Raw genomic sequence first — 18,326 nt, 5'->3', positions numbered from 1 at the left:
TGCTAGCATATTTTGTCCTATGGAAAAAGACGCTCTTCTGGAAAAGCCAATCAGAATAAAGCTAGTTTATTTTAGATCATTATTCTCCCAATCGGGAGCGTCTCTGACGATAGGGTCGCTTGCTGCCTATTTTAAGGGGTAAGGGATTCATTGTTGATATATGCCTTTTGGAAAAGGAAAATTTCCATTCTTTTGGAAGCATTTTGAGTGAGAATTCCAATGAAAGACTCGTTATTATTGCAAAGCCAAATTTTAAAGACTTTGCTATCATGTTTCCATTATTTAAGATCATGAGAGGTGGTGGCGAAGTGTCTAAAATCTTCTTCTGTGGACCGTTTGCATCTTTGAATGCAAAATCCATGCTGGAGGAAAATGAATGGTTAGATGGAATCATCATTGATCAGGTTGAGAGTGTTGCTGGGAAGTTGCTTGAAATGATTCAACGAAACGTATCAATAAAAGAATGTAAAGGGGGGATTTGGCGGGAAAATCAATCAATCGTGGAATATGTGCCGAGTGAAGCATATATTCTGCTTAATCAATTGCCATTTCCAGCAAGGGATGTGGAGAAAGAAGAGCTAGGAAGTTATATAAATATAGAAGCTTCTCGAGGTTGTATCTATAATTGTTCATTCTGTCATATACCGCTTGCAACCCGTAAAGAGAAAACTGTAGCAGTAATGGATTTTCGAGACCCGGTTAAAGTTGTAGATGAAATGGAGCTCCTAAACAAGGAAATTGGGAAAAAGCTTTTCATCTTCAATGATAGTGTTTTTTGGGCGTCTGGAAGAGATAATGATCGCATTTTGAAATTTTGTTCGGAAATAAAAAGACGAAAGCTTGATATAAGAATGTATGTATATTTACGATGTAACCCATTTATTCATGATGAAGTGTTAAATGCACTGGCAGATGCTGGTCTTGTTAGGGTTTTTCTTGGTGTGGAGAACGCTTCGGAAAAATCGCAGATTTTATTTAGGAAACCAATTAAAAAAGATTCATTTATTGAGATTCGGGAGAAGCTGAATCGATTGAATGTTAATGTTCATATTGGATATATAACCTTTGAGCCATTTTCGACGCTTGATGACATCCAAATGAATCTAGAATATTTGTACAAAATAGGGAAATTATTCAGATTAGGCGTGATACTTGAACCAGTTCGTGTGATACCCGGATCTTTTATGCATAAGAAACTCCTTGAGGGTGGTCTTATAAGTACTGAAGCGCGCTACCGAGATATAACATATGGCTACAGATTTTTGAATGACGATGTCGGGAGGCTCTTTGAGAAAGCTAAGAGTATTTTTAGTGGGAATTTTGGAGGAATTGCTTACGAGTTTGAATATTATTGTACAACGATGGGTATTCTATATGGTCTAATTCAGAAAGAAAATATCCATCTGGGCGAGGAACTTAGCCTTGAGCATCAAAGATTCTGTCTTTCTCAGAAAGAGCTAATGGATAGTATTTATGTTTTTCTCTCCTCCTTGATTGCTAAAGTAGGGAAAGGTGACTCAATGAATGATTGCTTCCAAAAAGATTTCACTGAAAAATTTTCTGAAAAATTTTTCAAACTGAAGATTGAATATTTTACCTTTATAAACGGCGTTTCACGATTAGGCAGGGATGATATTCTTTCCCAGATTTATTCGGGTCTCGAGAGAACTAGATGAGCCTCTATGAAAAAGGTGTCATACAATCCGTTCCCATCAGCCATAGAGATTCAAACCATATCGTCTTGTAATGCCGGATGTATTATTTGTCCGCATAGGGATGTCGCAGGAAAATTGCCGGGCGGCATTATGTCTATGGATCTTTTCAAAAAGATTATTGATCAAATAAAGAATCCCTGGGGCATTCGGATCATCCCGTATTTCAATAATGAGCCTTTACTCGATCCACTCATATTCGAAAGGCTATCTTATATTAACCAGAAATGTCCGGGCGTGGAGATAGAAGTGTCCACTAATGTCTCACAGCTTAACGAGGAAATGCAGAATAAACTGAAAGCCTTTACCATAAAAGAATTGCGGCTTAGTGTTTTCGGTTTTACAGAAGAATCTTATCGGAAAGTGATGCCTGGATTAAATTGGAAAAAAACAAAGAAAAATTTGGATACTCTTTCCCAAAACAAAGAATTGCGCGCGAACATAGGACAGGTGTCGCTTGTCATGGTTGATTATCCAGAAATAACCCAAGAAGACATTTTGTTGGCGAGAGATTTCTGCAGGGAGACATTTATCAAATTCGAATTCTGGGGATTCTTTGATAGAAGTGGTAATGTTGAGAGGTTTTCGAACGACATAAACAAGGAGTTTGTCTATGGCTGCGAGCAGAGAAGACCATTGGAACGAATGCACATAAATTTTAGAGGAGACGTGATTCTCTGCTGCATGGACTGGAAATGGAAGCACAAGCTGGGAAATGTGACGGAGAGTTCTATGGAAGATATATGGAACTCCGAGATGTATAAAAAATACCGCCAGGCTATTTATAACAACGGATCGGATGTTTACACGGATTTGTGTAAAAAGTGTAAATTGGCCTTATGAGAGTCATCTCATTCGATGGAAATGTGTACACGGGAAAGACAACGCTCATTCGGTTTCTCTCAGATAACTACGGCTACGTGTCTGTTGATGAACACTCTCTTTTTATTGACGGTGTCCCACAGAGGAGCTTTTATAAAAGTGAGTATCTGAACTTGCAAGACCGGTATCTCTCAGTGGATACATATCGAAAAAGTTTTCTTCAAACCGGCGTCAATCTTTTGGACAGAAGCTTTGTTTCCGTGAGCGCTCACGTATTCGCTCTGTATGAATTGGGATTGGCTGATATAAGAGAGGCATACTTCGATCTCCTTAAGAAGAAAATTGAGGAAATTATATTTCCGAATGTGTTTGTTTGGGTTCGTTGTGGGTATAATATTTCTCGCGCAAGATGCTTGAGCGTGAATAATAGGAAGGAAACGGAAGATATCTATCTTTCGAACAAGTATTTTGAGTCTATCGAAAAGTTTAATGCCAAATGGGCATTAGCAGTGGGCGGTTGTGTTATCAACACAGAAAGCAACCCTACTGATTTATGGTGCTCTAGCATTCACGATAAAATTTTCAAGAATCCAGGAACGAATTTGAATGGTAAAATTGTGACTCTTGATAACATTCGAAGATGCATGAACTTGTAAGACTCTTTTTATTCAGAAATTCGAGCCATTGATATTTAGAAGAGTTTGTGATATACACGGGAAGCACCTTTCAAACTTATTAGAAACGAGGATATTCTCATGTCTATAGCATTTGGTCTTGATTTTGGAACCACAAATTCTGTTTTGGCAATAGCGAAGGGAAATAACGTCGCAATTGCTGATATTGACCCATCGAGTCCATCGCCACACACCCTCAAATCGGTACTTTTCTTTGACGAGGAAGGTGGTATCAATATTGGTCAGGAGGCTATTGACCAATACGTTGATTACGGCGGAACCTACGGTCGTCTCATGCAATCCATCAAGGCATTTCTGCCAAGTAAGAGCTTCAAAGAAACCTATGTTTTTGGCAGGCGCTATGAAATCGAAGATTTAATCGCGCTCATTCTGAAAACTATCAAGCATCGCGGCGAACTCCATGTGGGACATGTCGTGGACACGGTTGTCATGGGTCGTCCCGTACTCTTTTCAGAAGACAGAGAGCTTGATCTCTTAGAACCTGTTTACAATCTTTTCAACAACAATCGAGCAAAACTTAAAACCATCATCTGTAAGCTCGAATCCAGTGTCCGTTCGCAATTCTTCCAGAGCCTTCGGCATTTCTCCAGCCAGGAGAAGCTTCTCTCGACCACCCAGCGCTGAGGAAGAACGGCAAACGTATGCAATTCGTTTCGTTTAGCTACTCCCACTTCCGCACCGATACATGCTTTGATCGCTTTGGCGAAGTTTTCTCCGGTATAACTACCATCAGTCAAGAGTTTCTCCACCCGTGAAAGGTGTTTTTTTGTTTGCCTTGACGGCTTGGATAGCTCCATTTCGATCAGTGACGTTAGCAGTGGTTACCGTGAACGCATGCGGCAATCCGTTGGTGTCAACGAGAATATGTCGCTTGATACCGGAAACTTTTTTTCCTGCATCATAACCTTTTTCTCGAGCCGTATCTGTATTCTTGACACTTTGAGCATCAACGATGCAGAAACTGGTTTTGCATTGTTTGCCATTTTTCATACGTTCTTGTTCGACCAATTTTTTTAAGACTTGCTCAAGCATACTCTCTGTCTGTTTGTTTTTCGTTCCTTCCAGACAAGGAAGTGTCGATAGACACTCTGCCATTTTGGATAATCCTTGGGAAGTGCCCTCCATTGGCAACCCGTGACCAGAATGTAGAGCAGAGCGTTGAATACGTCATAGGAATCAAGTGTCTTTGGTTTGGTTCTCTTCCTGGTTGATTCGAGAAATGGTCTGATGTGTTCGAATTGTTCTCGGGTTATGTCGCTTGGATACATGGTTCTTTTGGTTTGAGGATTATGTCCTCAGTGTACCAGAAGATTGTAAACAGGTTCTTAGCGGAAGAAAGATTGCGGGCAGCAGCTCTTCGTTCTGGGTTTGCAAATGTGCACTTCGTGTACGAACCGATCGCGGCGACGCTTTCCTATGAGTCAGACCTTCGAAAGGGGGAGGAGAAACTGGTGCTCATGGGTGACTTCGGCGGTGGAACGTCTGACTTCGTAGTTATGCGGCTCCGTGGTGGAAAACGTGATTCGAGAGAAGATCGTGAAAAAGATATTCTCGCAACTGGCGGAGTGTATATCGCGGGCGATGCTTTTGATGCTTCTATCATGTGGCACGAACTTGCAAAACACTTTGGCAGAGACACAAAGATTCGCGGATCGTTGCCTGATCAAATTCTTGAGCTTCCAATTTGGCTTCCGATGACGCTCTGTGAGTGGCACATGATTCCACAGCTTCGCGACAAGAAGACGCTTCAAATAATCCACTCGCTTCGAGGGGTGTCCGACGAGGATCAGAAAGCAGTGAAAAATCTTCACACTCTGATTATCGAAAATCTTGGCTATATGCTGTTCCGAGCTATCGAGAAGGTGAAGCGAGAACTCTCTGATAGGGAATCCTCCATCATCGAATTTTCCGAGAAAGGCATCGTGATCCGGGAGGAAATCACAAGAGATGCATTTGAAACTCTGGCAGAAGACAAGTTTCAGAAGATTGAAGTCTGCGTGGACGATACAGTGTCTCGGGCTGGGATCTCTTTACAGGATGTGGACACCGTTCTTTTAACAGGAGGTTCCTCCTTTATTCCAAGAGTCAGGAGAATCTTCCTGGACCGGTTTGGGGAGGGGAAAATACTTCCAGTCGATGCCTTCACAAGTGTTGCCTATGGTCTTGGGTTGAGCGCAATGAAATATTGAGTACTTTGTAAGGGTAAGGATTAACCCCTGACTGTTGTAATGATGGTCAGGGGTCTTCATTTTCATTTCTGATTGAAGAAATGGTGAAGGCGTTGGCTTTGGTTATCATTGGAGTACCAATGTTTGCATTATTAATGACAGGTAGAGTATTCTTTCATTCCCATCGTTTCAGCCATTTCAATAGCCGAACCTTTTTCACTATTTTTATATGCCCAGACGGTGATATCATCCCATGATGTCTTCTTGGCTTCTATTGCATATTCAACCGCCTTTACAGGGTTTTCGTTCGTTTCTTGGGTTACCGACCTATTTGATTCCTCAGAGCTTCCCATAATAATGACAAGAATGCCTATCCCCATGATTATTACCCACCATCGTTTATACCAAGGACGCTTCTAAGACTAGATACACCCTATTTTGTACGATCAGTGGGAATGAGCCAATAGATATAATAAAACTGCCAGATTGGCAGTTTTATTATAGCCCTATACTCTTCTTGGGTTCACACTATTTGTTAAGATTTGTAATGGCATAATCTGCTTCAGTCTGAGTGAATTTTTCACCGTGTTCCGAGACTAGTTGGTCACGTATTGCTGCTGGTGAGAGGTGCATTGAATCTTGATAGGTTTTTGCTTTGGCGAGGGCATTGGCATTCCAATCCGTCTCTACATTATCGATACCATACTGTGCTGCTTCAGCAGAGAACTTTCCGCCGTATTCTGAAACTAGCTGATCGTACACTCCTTTTTTCGACATATGCATGGTATTAGCATACGAAGTAGCTTGGCTGAGTGCAGATTTATATTCGGCTGGTACGCTTGGCTTCTTCTCTTCAGTTTTTGCAGTAGTTTCTTCTACTGTGTTGCCGGAGCCTTGTTTTTCAACTGAATTTTCACTAGTAGATGAAGTTTTTGACTTGTCTCCTCCGCTACCACCTATGGCACCGAAGATAATGAATACTGCAACAACTATCACCCACCATCGCTTATACCAAGGGCGCTTAGTTGGAACATTCTGAATCTGTTCCAAAGACTGAATTTGCTCACTCATAATTATATTGATTATATTTATTAGCTAGGATTTAAATTCCGTTCTTGAGGTATACAAAAAGCCCCACGGAACGGCGACAAACCTTTCGGAATGCCCGGAACCCTTTCGGGAACCGACCTAGCTAATAAGTGCCGACCATGAGGCCGTCTCTATTAGCTAGGGTTTATTGCGCCATACCTTAGAGTCAGAGGTCCTCTAAGGGTTAGGACAGATTGTACGACAAGTATAGCTTTTTGAAGGACAAAAATCAACTCTGAATTTTAGGGTGGTTTCATAGGTTTTCTGGTTCAATAGTGATAATTTTTCTTAGTACTTTTACCTTAGATTTGAAGCATCCCATGAGATCTCGTTTCTCTTCGCTCGTTCCTTCTCGAAGGACATACTTAGCATATGTTTTCAGATCAAGATCTTGGTGCTCTTGCGCTTGGTTTCTGATGCCAAGCACCCCTCGATTGAACTTGTTGTAACGTTTTAGCTCCTCTTCAAACTTGTGCTGTACCCCCGTTCGATTAAGATCGACTTGATCCATTATTTTAATCAATTGTTCAGTTAATTCTTCTTCGCGCAGGTATGGGTTCTTGCAGTGTCGATCCTTGGATCTTCCGCAGCCGTAATAGATATACTTGGCTGTTGTTCCATCTTTAAGCTGCTTATACTTCTCTTCCGCAGAAATCCCTGATCCGCATAATCCGCACACCATGAGTTTGGTAAAAGCAAACTCCCGGCTCTGTCGAACAATCTTGTCCCTTTTCAATTGCTCTTGAGTTTTGTCAAAGAGCTCTTTGTCGATGATTGGTTCGTGTTTTCCTTGATACCAGTTGCCAGAACCCTTCGGGTATTCGAAGGATCCGTAGTAAATAGGATTCTGAAGAATCCGGAAGATATTACCAAGAGCAATATAGTGATTGCTTAAACTCTTAAAGTTGAGTTCGAATCTAAGCCAGTGATATATCTTGCGGCCTGACCACTTCTCATGGGCCATCTTCTCGAATATCTTTTTGACCACGGGTGCGCGCTCTGGATCAATGATGATCTGACATTTCTTTTCGATGTGTTTCTGGTTGAGATAGCCGATAGGGGCTACGCCTGGCCAGAGACCCATCTCAACTCTTGTACGCAGCCCTCGTTTTACATTAATGCCTCGATTGTCATTCTCAAGCTTTGCTTGCGAACCAAGGATCATGAGAAGAAACTTCTCGTTAGGATTATTAGTAAACCTCTGGCTATACGTTCTGATTTCCTCTAGCTTTCCGGCATCCATGAGATCCACGATTTTTCCTAAATCTCCAGCGTTACGAGAAATGCGATCCGGTGCCCATGTCAGGATGCCGTTGAATTTTCCTTCTCGAAGCTCTTCGACGATTTCATTAAAGATGGGACGACCTCCCGTTTCTTTGGCGGAGTGAGATTCTCGTTTCATGGCAACGATCTCGAGCCCTTCCCGGTCAGCAAGGAGTAGCATTTCCTTGATTTGAGAATCAATGGAGAGCACTTGGCGCTCTTCCGATTCGCTGCTTTTTCTAGCGTACAGGCAGTACTTTACATTCGTAGGGATGTGTTGTCTGATAGTATTCCCTTGAATTTGCATGGTATCCATACCCCATGAATGACGCGTACCCCTAAACAAGTCTAGGGGCCTTCAGGGGCTAAAATGACTTTTTGCTATAATTGCCTAAAGTTTAGTTTTTAGAGGATTCTGGGCTATGTCAGATATTAAAGAGTTTCAAAAGAATGAAAGGGATAGACTAACCAAAGAGCTTGTCGAGTCGGATGACAGATTTAAGCTTGTTATCGCTGGGGCTGGTACCGGAAAAAGTTTTACTTTTAAATCTTTATTACAGCAAAAGAAAGTAAAATCTCTAGCTCTAACTTTTATAAATAACTTAGCTGATGAGCTAAAGAAGGATCTATCTGGATTAGCGGAAGCCCACACTTTTCATGGTTATTGCAAAAAGCTTCTACATACTTTAAAAATTGATGGGCTTACCTCATCTTTTTATTACTTTCCAAAGCTACCTCTAGTAATAAAGTCAGATAACAAATACTTAACGGGAGATAAGTATAAAAACTTTAGAAAGGTATTTCAAAATCTTAATAAAGGAGAAGAATTAAAGTTTTTTCTGACAAGAGCTACTTACTACAACGCTGTTGGGCACGATGATGCGGTATACCGAGTACTTCAATCTTTCAAGAAGGATAGCTCCGTGATCCCTACATATGGTCAGATTGTGGTAGATGAGTATCAGGATTTTAATCTTTTAGAAGTTTCTTTTCTTGAAGAGCTTTCCAAGCTAAGCCCAACACTCATAGTGGGAGATGATGATCAGGCAGTATACGAGGACTTAAAAGATGCCTCCCCAAGATTTATTAGAAACAAGGCTTCGGATAAGAATTTTATAAGATTCTCGTTGCCGTTTTGTAGCCGATGTACAGAGGTTATTATTAGCGCAGTTCACGACATAATAGGCAGAGCACAAGCAGTAGGTAGGCTCGTCGGCAGGATCAACAAGGAATATGTTTGCTACCTGCCTGATAAGGAAGCCGAGAGTGTTCAGTATCCGAAAATTATTCATGCGAGATGTTCATTACAGAGAAAAACAGATAATTATAATTACATCGGAAAATATATTGAGAGTGAGATAAACAAAATTACTCCGGAGGATTGGGTAAAGGCACAAAAAGGTAACTACCCTTGCGTCCTTATTGCTGGTCAGACTCAGTATTTAAACCAGGTGTACGGATACTTATCAAAGAAATTCAAAGATATAGATTTTAAAGAGACTACCAACGATACGCTCAACTTATTAGATGGATACTTAGTTCTGTTAAAAAACAACCAATCAAATCTCGGTTGGAGAGTTCTTTCGGAGATAGAAATGAAGAAAAAGATTCTAAAGCAAATGCTTGTAGAATCGGAACAAAACCAAGTTTCTTTAGTAGATCTCATACCTGCCGACTTTAAAGATGAACATCTTGCTGTTTTAGAGATACTGAAAAAGGTTAAGAAAGATGAATCTCTCTCTGAAGATGAAGAAGAGGTTGTTACAGATAAGCTTGCTATTACAATAGAAGAATTAAAGAAGGTTCTAAAAAAAGATCCAGAGGCTGAAGACAAAGATAAAAAGCAAAGTCCAATAAAGATAACGTCCTTTAATGGTTGCAAGGGACTGTCTGCATCTTTTGTTTTTCTGGTTGGTTTAAACAATACAGAATTTCCTAAGATACAGAAAAAACCAACTGATAAAGAGATATGTCAGTTTATTGTTGGGTTAACTAGAACACGAAAGCAGTGTTATTTAATTTCAAATAAAAGTTTTGCAACGACGTTTGGTATGAACCAATCTGTTTTTATTGACCGGATAGACTCGAGTAGAATAAGTAACGTAATTGTTGACGCAAACTTTTTTAAAAACCTAAATAATTAATAATGAAAATATCTCAAATCACGCGTCGGGATATTATCGACGCAATAAGAGCTGAAAATGTGAAATGGGCCGGCCGTCTTGAGGAGTCGGAGTTTTTATCGAGAATTTTTGATCTTGAGACCTTGCCATCTTACGATCCAAGACATGCTGATGCAGCTGGAGATATTTGGCGCCATCGTGTTATGAACTATGATTGGGATGATGACTGGGTTTTTTCTGATGAACGCCTCAATCTATTAAATGGGGATGATGAGGTATTTTTACGTTTTCTCTGCGAGACGATACATCCGGTTGTACGATCTGACGTTACGGAGTCAGAGAAACTTCATCAAATGTTCAATCAATTTTTGAAAAATGATGGCTTTGAATTAGTTGAACGTACTCGTATGTCAGGTAAGCCAGTCTATACTGGTCGAGCCATTATAGGCACAGGGATTACTCCGGGTATACAATCCGCTCGTGCAACACTGACAGGTCTTGATCCAATGTATATCGCCCAGCAAATTACTCGCATGGAAGCTGCGGTTACAAATGATGTATCTCTTGCGATTGGAACCGCTAAAGAATTAGTGGAGACATGTTGCAAGACAGTCCTTGAAGAACGAGGTATTCAGTTCGGTAAAAATACTGACATACCGGAGTTAGTAAAACTTACTAGCAAGGAACTGGAACTTACTCCTCAAGATATCCCTGAAAAAGCAAAGGCAGCTGAAACAATAAAGAGATTGCTTAGTAACTTAGCTACTATTACCCAGGGTATCGCGGAGTTGCGAAACCATTATGGAACTGGTCACGGGAAGGTAGCAGGAACAAAGGGTTTAGGGGCGCGTCATGCACGTTTAGCAGTGGGGGCAGCATCAACTCTGGCTGTGTTTTTATCAGAAACACATAGCAATAGAAATGAGCTTGCAAAGTCAGAAGAATAGTTTAGAACCGCTTATTCCATAAACTTCCCGGATCATACTTTTGCAGATGAGGATTCATCTTAACAAACAGTTCCAGACTCTCTCTTGCTGACCGCCTGTTATTCTCCACGCAGTACGTCACCAAAGTTGCGAGCGCATCCGCTAAGTCATCGTGCTTTTCCACACCAAATCCAACAAGTTGTTGAATGAGAGCATCGGCACCATTCTTAGGGAAGAGCACCATCCCACTTCTGAGGTGCGGCGTAATAAGTGAAATGCGGGCCCGTTTGTCTTGCCCAATATTCTGAACGCCTTTCACCGGATAGCGTTCCTTTTCGAGCATCTCCACCAGCGCTCTTTGATAGCCATTATTTTCAATGAGAAGAGTAATCTTTCTTTGATGCTCTTCTGCTAGTCTCTTGATTGTTTCTAGCTGTTCGGAAAAGTTGAGACGCTGGTTGGTCGGGTACGGCAAGATATAGATACGGCGCTTTTCGGCGTACCCATATACTTTGGCGGTGATGATAGCGGTAGAGTCGGCACTTTGTTCTTTAGAGATTGCTGGATCAACAGCAGCAACCGTGAAACAAAATGGGAGCTCTTCTTGGCTCGGAAATGTTTCGTAGGAGTGAATCCATTCGGATAACACGAGCTGATCATCTTCCGGCAAAATCTGTAGCATGTACTCCCGCATCCATGCATTGTAACTTCCAACTTTTTTCTTTTCGGTTTGGATCGATGCTTCATCAGAAAACTTCCCCGGCCACAGAGAACGATCTTCGGTATCAAGCAACGGATACTCTCTGAAAAGCCCGGCTAGATTGCCTTGTTCAATATTTTTTCTAAGACGCATAATAAGCGAATCCTCATGCAGAAGATTCCCAACGACGATGACTCTCGTTTCTCGATCACCAGATGGCACCACGTCGCCTGTAAACCACCGATACGTCTTTTCTCGACTTTCCAAGGTTTTCACTGAGGAAAGATCTTCTACATCATCACAGACAATTAAATCCGGACGATAGGCTCCGTGACGCATACCTCGGATACTTTGCTCTGTCGAAGCAGCCGTGATCTTCGCTCCATAGTTCGAGAGAACGAGAGAAAGCGAACCCCAATCATCTCGCTCTTCTCGAAACGGACCAAGATCGCCTCGTAGAACATCATTCCGTTCCAGTTCCTGCTTAATGTTCTGAAGGTGCTGACGGGCTTGCCATTGAGTCTGACCAGTAATCACCGAGTATTTCTTTTCCTGTCGACCAAGAATGGCCCAGAGGACATAGGCCATGGTGACGATCGTCGATTTCCCTGAACCTCGGAAAGCAACGAAGACAAGCGTCTGATGGATATCGCTTTCAAGTAGGCTAAACATCTCCTTCTGAAAAGGAGCTGTGGCATATTTTACGTAATGTGAGAAATACACATGGAAGAACCAGTAGAAGCTCTCTCTGGTAACGGCTCGGCGAACACTTCGATCATGTGCGATTCTCTCCGCTATATCACGTTCGCTCTTCATAGAGCCCAGCTAATCGAAGTGCTTCTTGTACCAGGGCTTGCTGTTCTGGTGAAAGCTCTGGGGTGAGAGCGAGTTGGCCACCAATCTCAACCTTCGTCTTGTAATCCGGATGATGGTTTGAGAGCCAGAACTTAATCGCTCCAAGATTCTTGTCTTTGATGGCAGAGATAAGTTGGGAAATGGCCATATCACTCACGAGCTCTTTGCCAGACTTTAATGCTTCCTCTGATTCCGCCGCAAATACGGGATCCTTCTCTTTCCAACGATAGAAGGTGGCTTTGGCAATCCCCGAACGTTTGCAGGCGACATGAACAACGGGAGTTTCTCTGAGAGCTTCGAGAACTTTTCGTTTTTCTTCTTTAATCCTTTGATTAATGGTTGCTTGTTGTTTTGGGTACATAGAGCTTAGCTTTTTTGTTAGTGAGTTTTTCCCATCGTCGTTTGATTACTTCTGCGTAGACTGGTGACTTCTCCATAAGGTAACAGCGCCGCTTCATAGTGACTGAGGCAATGAGCGTTGACCCGCTGCCACCGAATGGCTCAACGATGAGATCACCACGCTTGGTCAGGACTTTGATGTACGGGATGAGAATCTCCAGTGGCTTGGTGCCAAAGATGATGCCTTGCCCGGAAGACTTCTCATCAGCAGCTTTGTAGTCGATAAAGTCCGTTGGGCAAATCCGTTTCCCTTTCTCATAGCCTTCCCATTGCGGTTTGCCTTGAATAGCGTAGAGTGCTGTCTCATATTCGTTCTGAAGGAGCTCCTCCTCAGGATTCAAGTTAAGGTCACGAGCTTCTTCTGATGAACCGACCATAGCGATGTCGTGCTTTGAGAAGAACTTGTACTTAGCAGCAAAGCCCTGCATCCGATTTGGAAGGTGCCAGACAAGCATATTCTTGACCTTCCAATGCTTCTCCATCTCGCCCCAAATGGTTCGGATATTCTTCCAATTCTCGTACACGATGATATGGAAGTCTGGTTTAGCAATTTTCGCGACATTATTCATCCAGAGTTCAGTGAAGTTATCGGGCAAAGAATCGGTTTCAAGGTAGCGACGATCACGCTTCGCTCCAAAACCTTCCGTCGCCTTGCCGTTCTTTTTCTTCCCATGGAGGTAATCAAGAATGTAGGGTGGATCAGTAAACACCATGTCAGCTCGTTCATCTCCCATGAGCTTCAGTATGTCCTCTTCAACGGTTGAATCACCGCACATGAGTCGTGAACCATCGAGTTCATAGATGTCGCCCTTCTTCACACTAATCTCTTGAATGTCGAGCTTATCCAGCTCTTTCTTCAGATCGAACGTTTCGGGATTGTCTTCAGAGAGAAAGATGTCGTCGAGCTCTTCGGAAGAAAAACCAACATCTCTCAAGAATGTTTCTCCGAAATTGGCAAGCTTTTCCCAATCGAACTCACCAGTGTTTTTGTTGAGGCGAATGTTAAGCTCTTTCTCTCTTGTGATATCCGGAATATCGACATACACAACGGGCACTGTTTTTTCTCCCAGCTCCTTGAGCGCCTTGAGGCGCATGTGACCACCGATAACAATATTCATTCGGTTTGGAGCGCCATTGAGAATAATCGGGTCAACAGCACCGAAACGTGACAGTGATTTCTTTAACTCCTCAAGAGCCTCTTTTGAGTGCTTACGAGGGTTATACTCCGCAGGGTGGAGAGATGCTATGGGAAGATACTGGATCTCCAGATTCTCTCTTTGCATAGGGTTAGATTAATGGGTTAATAAATGAAAAGGGCGTAGGCAAGTTAGCTAACAGGCTCGATTAAAAGCCCATTAGTTAACTCTGCCTACGCCCGAGAGAATCTCTTGCGTCTACACCTCTTTCCGAAAGCCGGAAAGCGTGACTACAGAAGTTAGGTATGAAATTGTGTTTCTAGTATATGCAGATTGCCAAAAAGGAAGCAAATGAGACGGTGGATAAGTAAGCGACCATTGACATTCTGTTAGAGACTGTACTAGACCTGAGGTATGAACCAATACCGACACCTTAAAGACCATTCATATTACTCCGACCTCTACGATCGCCACACTATTGATGAGTGTAGGCAGCTCGATGGTGTTTTTGATGATCGACCGTTTCCTCCTCTCGAAGGAAAAGAGATCCTCCCAGAAGAAGCAACTCGTTTGAGGAAGGTCTTTAATGAACTTCACCTCTATTTCCTCAAGGGCGAACGCTATGCCAAGAAAGCAGACACCGTTAAAGAATGGATGGGTAACGACGAAAGGAAAGATCAAAAGCTCGATAACGCTCGAGAACCGCAAGATGTCCGCTGTCTCGGTTGCAGTGCCCGCAACATGCGTTGCATTTCGCGCGACCTCATGACCCATAAGTCAGGTAACGAAGCTGTTGTCTTCCTCTTCGAGTGTGGCCATTGTCAGAAACGGCGAGCCTATTGGGAGAGTGGTGAAGAATGGGAGTATAAGGCGAAGTGTCCGAAGTGTCAGAGTGATTTTTCTGGCGAAACGACACAAGAAGGCTCGCTCCTTACCACTGTCTACACCTGTGCTAGCTGTGGCTATACAGAAACCGACACCCTCGACCTTGCGACAGACAAAGAGAAGATCGATCCAAACTTTGAAGCCGATCGGAAAAAGTACTGTCTTTCAGAAAAGGAAGGAATGGAGTATGTAACTCAGCAGGCATCCATCAAATCTATTGTGGGAGAAATGAAAGAGCGGGAGGAAAACAAAGAAGTCTACGAGGCGGTAGCGAAAATCCAAAAGCTTACCATTATGGATCTCCAAAAGCTTCTTGATCCCGCTTTGACTGCTGCTGGCTATCTCAAGCTTGAGTTTGAAAAACCAGATCTCCAAAAAGATGTCCTCCTCGGTTTCAGTGTTCAGGAAAGCAAGAGTGATCGCTCGGAACGGGAAAGTGTCTACGACCTCCAGAAACTCATCAAAAAGACCCTGGAACCTACCAATTGGCGTTTAATGAGCGATGGAGTAAATTATCGTCTCGGTTTCCTTCAGGGGCGATTGAGAGGAGTAGAGGGGGAGGAGAATCTGAAAGAGTTGGTTAGAAAAATCAAGACATGATCATTTGAGTGTACATGTTCAAAACGTGCCAAGCGATATAGGAGAGAGATCCGAGAATTAAGAGTCGAAATTGCCAATGACAGTACTGGTTAGCTTTATCAGAATTTGTCTCAAATGCCTTTCTTACTCCCTCGTAGGCAGCTGCTCTAGCTGTGGGGCTGTATCCTTTAGTATCAGGATGCTCGTTGTTCTCTATTTGCAAAAGTGCGCCGTTGGCGTAGAGGCTAGAGTTGAAATACTGCACATGCTTACAGCCATAAAAGAAACTCAGAGCCCAAAGAATTACCGCCCAGCCTAAGGCAAGCTGTGAAGCATCGAGAGCTTTGCCAGAAGTTTCTTTTAAGGCGAAACCTATCACTGCTACCGAAACAGCCAAGAGGGCGTAGGTATATTGTCTCTGAGATTCTTGGAGGGATCTATGGAGTTCTGTCTGCCGGTCTTGCATACTTTTTCACTTTGGTTTATACTAGATTATACCTATGATACAGCATCTCAGCGAGACAGACAAGAAGGTTTATGTTCTTGTCCGAAACAAGATTGTTCATGGTCTTCCAGCACCCACCTTACGAGAAATCAATGAGGTAACAGGAAAGACTTCTCCTCGTTCAGCAGTATTAGCCCTTCAACGCTTAGAGAAAGCAGGGTTGATACGTCGATCAGGAAGAAAAATCCGACTCGTAAGTCAAGGTAATTCCTCTAATGCTTCTGTAACGACCATTGATGTGCCGCTTGTTGGAAGTATTGCTGCTGGCGCTCCCATACTGGCAGAAGAAAACGTGGAAGTTTCAATTCCAGTTTCGATAGGATTGGCTCGTCCCGGATCAGCATATTTCCTACTTCGGGTTAGAGGCACGTCCATGAATCAGGCGACCGTAAGAGGGACTGAAATTACAGATGGAAGTATCGTCTTGGTTCGTCAGCAACCAGTGGCAGACAATGGTGATGTTGTCGTAGCTCTCATCAATGACGAAACAACGGTGAAAATGCTGGATCGAAAAAACGGCATGGTCATACTCCGACCAAAGTCATCCGATCCTGATCATAGACCAATTATTTTAACTAGTAACTGCATCATTCAGGGAGTAGTGGTAGGAGTTTTACCGGCTGACCTGTACTAATAAACATATGGCGAAAAATATTCACACCGTTTATAACAACGATAAACATCGCTGGGAAAACAAAGCGGAAGGTAATTCTAACCCACTTTCTTGGCATCGCACGAAAGATAACGCTGAGGATCGAGCCCAAAACCTTGCTGAAAATACAGGGGCTGAACACTTTATTCATGGAAAAGATGGAAAGATTCAGGAGCGTAACAGTTACGGAAATGATCCCTTTCCGCCACTCGGCTAATCAAGAGTATGGGGATACCTTTTAGCCAGCTTGAGACTTGGGCCAATCAAGGCGCGACTGTTTCTGCAAAAGCCACTCACGAGTCTATTCGTTGCGGTCTTACTCATGAAAAATCTCCTGTTAAAAGTCTTATTGAGAGCGGGAAAGCAAAAGTTTATTTGCAGGGTTCTTATAAGAACAGTACCAACATTCGTGCTGATAGTGACGTCGACGTTGTAGTTGAACTAACAATGACATTCGGACACAACGCTCACGAATTGCCACCTGAACAGAAGAGCGCTCATGATCTTGCCTATAGCAACGCCACTTATGATTGGCATGAGTTTCGTCGCGATGTAATTAAAGCTCTTACTCTCTACTACGGAGCGTCGAGTATTGATACAACCGGAAATAAGTCGATCAAGCTCTTACCCGCTCCTGGACGATTAAAGGCCGACATTGTTCCGGTGATCAGTTTTCGACGGTACAATTACTTTCATGGAGTCGGTCTTCACAGCGCGGAAGAAGGAATTAAGCTTTATCATCAACAAACTAACAAACCAATAGTTAATTATCCGGAACATCATTACCAAAACGGGGTTGATAAGAATTCCAATCTGCGTACCGGTGGTGTTTTTAAGCCTACGGTAAGGATTTTCAAAAACATGCGAAATCATCTCATCGAAAAGAAGGCTTTGGCAAAAGAAATGGCACCTTCCTACTTCTTGCAATCCCTTATTTATAATGTCCCAGATCCCTGTTTCCAAGCGAATCACAGCGCGACTGTTTATGCAGTACTGAAGCATCTCTACGAAAATCCTGTCGAAGGTTTCGTTTGTCAGAATGAACAACATTTGTTATTCGGGGACACACCGGAGCAATGGAATGTTTCGAATGCTCACACAACTATCATGGCGTTTGTGAAGCTTTGGGATAATTGGGGAAAGTAATCTATGCATCCGTATTCTACAGACACAGCTGAGCGACGTTTTGTTCCACTTCTCCTCTCTGTGGCTGCAATTCTAACTGCATGGGGTTTCGGCCATCTTCTTGAGATATTGAACATTGCCGTGCCTTGGTGGTTTGATGCACCTTCAGTCATGGGGTTCTATGCAATTTTTTACAATCTTTTTGATAATTACCTATGGCGCTGGAACCTCTTGCGCTTCTTGCGTCTTGTCAAAACACCTTGTATTTCTGGAGAATGGCACGGTACAGCAGTTTCCTCATTTAATAATGAGCAACAAGAAGTATCACTCCGAATCAAACAAACATGGACTTCTATTGAGCTGATACTGACCGCACCAGAATCTCAATCACACAGCTTAATCGCGGCCTTTTCTTTGGAGTCTCCGGGAGGCTCAATGTTAACGTATCAGTATCAAAGCGATCCTCGGATGGGTAGTCCTGATAGTATGCAGATTCACTATGGTACTACCCGTTTAATGATTAAAGGCAATCTCATTGAGGGGGACTACTACTCAGGAAGAGGAAGGCAGAATACAGGCACCCTTTCTTTACAGCAGTAGGAGGAGTCTAGAAATAGCCAAACCCTGAAGCTTTTGAGACACCTCAATCAATTCCTCTTTATTAGTCTCATTAGTCTCATTAGTCTCATTTG

The 18,326-nt window shown here is 42.7% G+C and carries 18 protein-coding genes and 1 pseudogene; 11 read left to right on the top strand and 8 right to left on the bottom strand.

What is annotated here, in order from left to right; genetic code table 11:
- Positions 1–167: 167 nt before the first annotated feature.
- Genes IPK84_01710 through IPK84_01700 form a run of 3 tightly spaced genes read left to right on the top strand, consistent with a single transcriptional unit; the run spans position 168 to position 3,190 of the window.
- Positions 168–1,676, top strand: coding sequence for a radical SAM protein (locus IPK84_01710; protein QQS16055.1), 1,509 nt, complete (start codon positions 168–170; stop codon positions 1,674–1,676).
- 6 nt (positions 1,677–1,682) lie between these two features.
- Positions 1,683–2,555: an SPASM domain-containing protein gene (locus IPK84_01705; protein QQS16054.1), complete on the top strand. Its 873-nt coding sequence runs from the start codon at positions 1,683–1,685 to the stop codon at positions 2,553–2,555.
- Positions 2,552–3,190, top strand: coding sequence for a deoxynucleoside kinase (locus tag IPK84_01700; protein QQS16053.1), 639 nt, complete (start codon positions 2,552–2,554; stop codon positions 3,188–3,190). Before IPK84_01705 ends, IPK84_01700 begins: the two co-directional genes overlap by 4 nt.
- Positions 3,191–3,714: 524 nt before the next feature.
- Here IPK84_01700 and IPK84_01695 read toward each other — a convergent pair.
- Positions 3,715–4,497 (bottom strand): annotated as a pseudogene (locus IPK84_01695) (IS5 family transposase).
- A gap of 21 nt (positions 4,498–4,518) precedes the next feature.
- On the opposite strand from IPK84_01695, the gene IPK84_01690 reads away from it, so the two are divergent.
- Positions 4,519–5,418 (top strand): Hsp70 family protein, encoded by a 900-nt coding sequence (locus IPK84_01690; protein QQS16052.1) that lies wholly within the window; start codon positions 4,519–4,521, stop codon positions 5,416–5,418.
- A 131-nt stretch (positions 5,419–5,549) separates the two neighbouring features.
- Here the strand turns inward: IPK84_01690 and IPK84_01685 are convergent, their stop codons facing one another.
- From IPK84_01685 to IPK84_01675, 3 genes are all read right to left on the bottom strand, one after another.
- A complete protein-coding gene (locus tag IPK84_01685; GenBank protein ID QQS16051.1) occupies positions 5,550–5,777 on the bottom strand; it encodes a hypothetical protein in 228 nt (75 codons plus the stop codon).
- A 148-nt stretch (positions 5,778–5,925) separates the two neighbouring features.
- Positions 5,926–6,468: an Ltp family lipoprotein gene (locus IPK84_01680; GenBank protein QQS16050.1), complete on the bottom strand. Its 543-nt coding sequence runs from the start codon at positions 6,466–6,468 to the stop codon at positions 5,926–5,928.
- Positions 6,469–6,739: 271 nt separating this feature from the next.
- Complete coding sequence (locus IPK84_01675; GenBank protein QQS16049.1) at positions 6,740–8,065, bottom strand: recombinase family protein; 1,326 nt, start codon at positions 8,063–8,065, stop codon at positions 6,740–6,742.
- A gap of 106 nt (positions 8,066–8,171) precedes the next feature.
- On the opposite strand from IPK84_01675, the gene IPK84_01670 reads away from it, so the two are divergent.
- Positions 8,172–9,893, top strand: a complete 1,722-nt coding sequence (locus tag IPK84_01670; protein ID QQS16048.1) for an ATP-dependent helicase — start codon at positions 8,172–8,174, stop codon at positions 9,891–9,893.
- Positions 9,894–9,895: 2 nt separating this feature from the next.
- Positions 9,896–10,819, top strand: coding sequence for an abortive infection family protein (locus IPK84_01665; GenBank protein QQS16047.1), 924 nt, complete (start codon positions 9,896–9,898; stop codon positions 10,817–10,819).
- A 1-nt stretch (position 10,820) separates the two neighbouring features.
- Here IPK84_01665 and terL read toward each other — a convergent pair whose 3' ends face one another.
- The 3 genes from terL to IPK84_01650 are packed head-to-tail and all read right to left on the bottom strand — an operon-like array spanning position 10,821 to position 14,035.
- Positions 10,821–12,314 carry a phage terminase large subunit gene (gene terL, locus IPK84_01660; GenBank protein ID QQS16046.1) on the bottom strand — a complete coding sequence of 498 codons (1,494 nt, stop codon included), beginning with the start codon at positions 12,312–12,314 and terminating at the stop codon, positions 10,821–10,823.
- A complete protein-coding gene (locus IPK84_01655) occupies positions 12,298–12,714 on the bottom strand; it encodes a hypothetical protein (GenBank protein QQS16045.1) in 417 nt (138 codons plus the stop codon). The genes terL and IPK84_01655 overlap by 17 nt, the downstream gene beginning before the upstream one ends.
- Positions 12,686–14,035, bottom strand: coding sequence for a DNA modification methylase (locus tag IPK84_01650; GenBank protein QQS16044.1), 1,350 nt, complete (start codon positions 14,033–14,035; stop codon positions 12,686–12,688). The genes IPK84_01655 and IPK84_01650 overlap by 29 nt, the downstream gene beginning before the upstream one ends.
- A 267-nt stretch (positions 14,036–14,302) precedes the next feature.
- Between IPK84_01650 and IPK84_01645 the strand changes: the two genes are divergently transcribed.
- The gene (locus tag IPK84_01645) at positions 14,303–15,373 is read left to right on the top strand and encodes a hypothetical protein (protein ID QQS16043.1); all 1,071 of its coding nucleotides are present in this window, start codon (positions 14,303–14,305) and stop codon (positions 15,371–15,373) included.
- On the opposite strand, the gene IPK84_01640 is transcribed toward IPK84_01645, so the two are convergent.
- Positions 15,363–15,818, bottom strand: a complete 456-nt coding sequence (locus tag IPK84_01640) for a hypothetical protein (protein QQS16042.1) — start codon at positions 15,816–15,818, stop codon at positions 15,363–15,365. The genes IPK84_01645 and IPK84_01640 overlap by 11 nt on opposite strands.
- Before the next feature lie 34 nt (positions 15,819–15,852).
- Between IPK84_01640 and lexA the strand changes: the two genes are divergently transcribed.
- Genes lexA through IPK84_01620 form a run of 4 tightly spaced genes read left to right on the top strand, consistent with a single transcriptional unit; the run spans position 15,853 to position 18,234 of the window.
- The gene (gene lexA, locus IPK84_01635; protein ID QQS16041.1) at positions 15,853–16,491 is read left to right on the top strand and encodes a repressor LexA; all 639 of its coding nucleotides are present in this window, start codon (positions 15,853–15,855) and stop codon (positions 16,489–16,491) included.
- Positions 16,492–16,498: 7 nt separating this feature from the next.
- Positions 16,499–16,726 (top strand): DUF2188 domain-containing protein, encoded by a 228-nt coding sequence (locus IPK84_01630; protein QQS16040.1) that lies wholly within the window; start codon positions 16,499–16,501, stop codon positions 16,724–16,726.
- Between the two features lie 8 nt (positions 16,727–16,734).
- Positions 16,735–17,655: a nucleotidyltransferase gene (locus IPK84_01625; protein QQS16039.1), complete on the top strand. Its 921-nt coding sequence runs from the start codon at positions 16,735–16,737 to the stop codon at positions 17,653–17,655.
- Positions 17,656–17,658: 3 nt separating this feature from the next.
- Complete coding sequence (locus IPK84_01620; GenBank protein ID QQS16038.1) at positions 17,659–18,234, top strand: hypothetical protein; 576 nt, start codon at positions 17,659–17,661, stop codon at positions 18,232–18,234.
- Positions 18,235–18,326: the final 92 nt, after the last annotated feature.

It is taken from the genome of Candidatus Moraniibacteriota bacterium, assembly GCA_016699875.1.
Taxonomy (GTDB): Bacteria; Patescibacteriota; Minisyncoccia; order Moranbacterales; family UBA1568.
The sequence above is the reverse complement of the archived record's forward strand: the minus strand, read 5'-3'. Positions and strand labels throughout refer to the sequence as shown.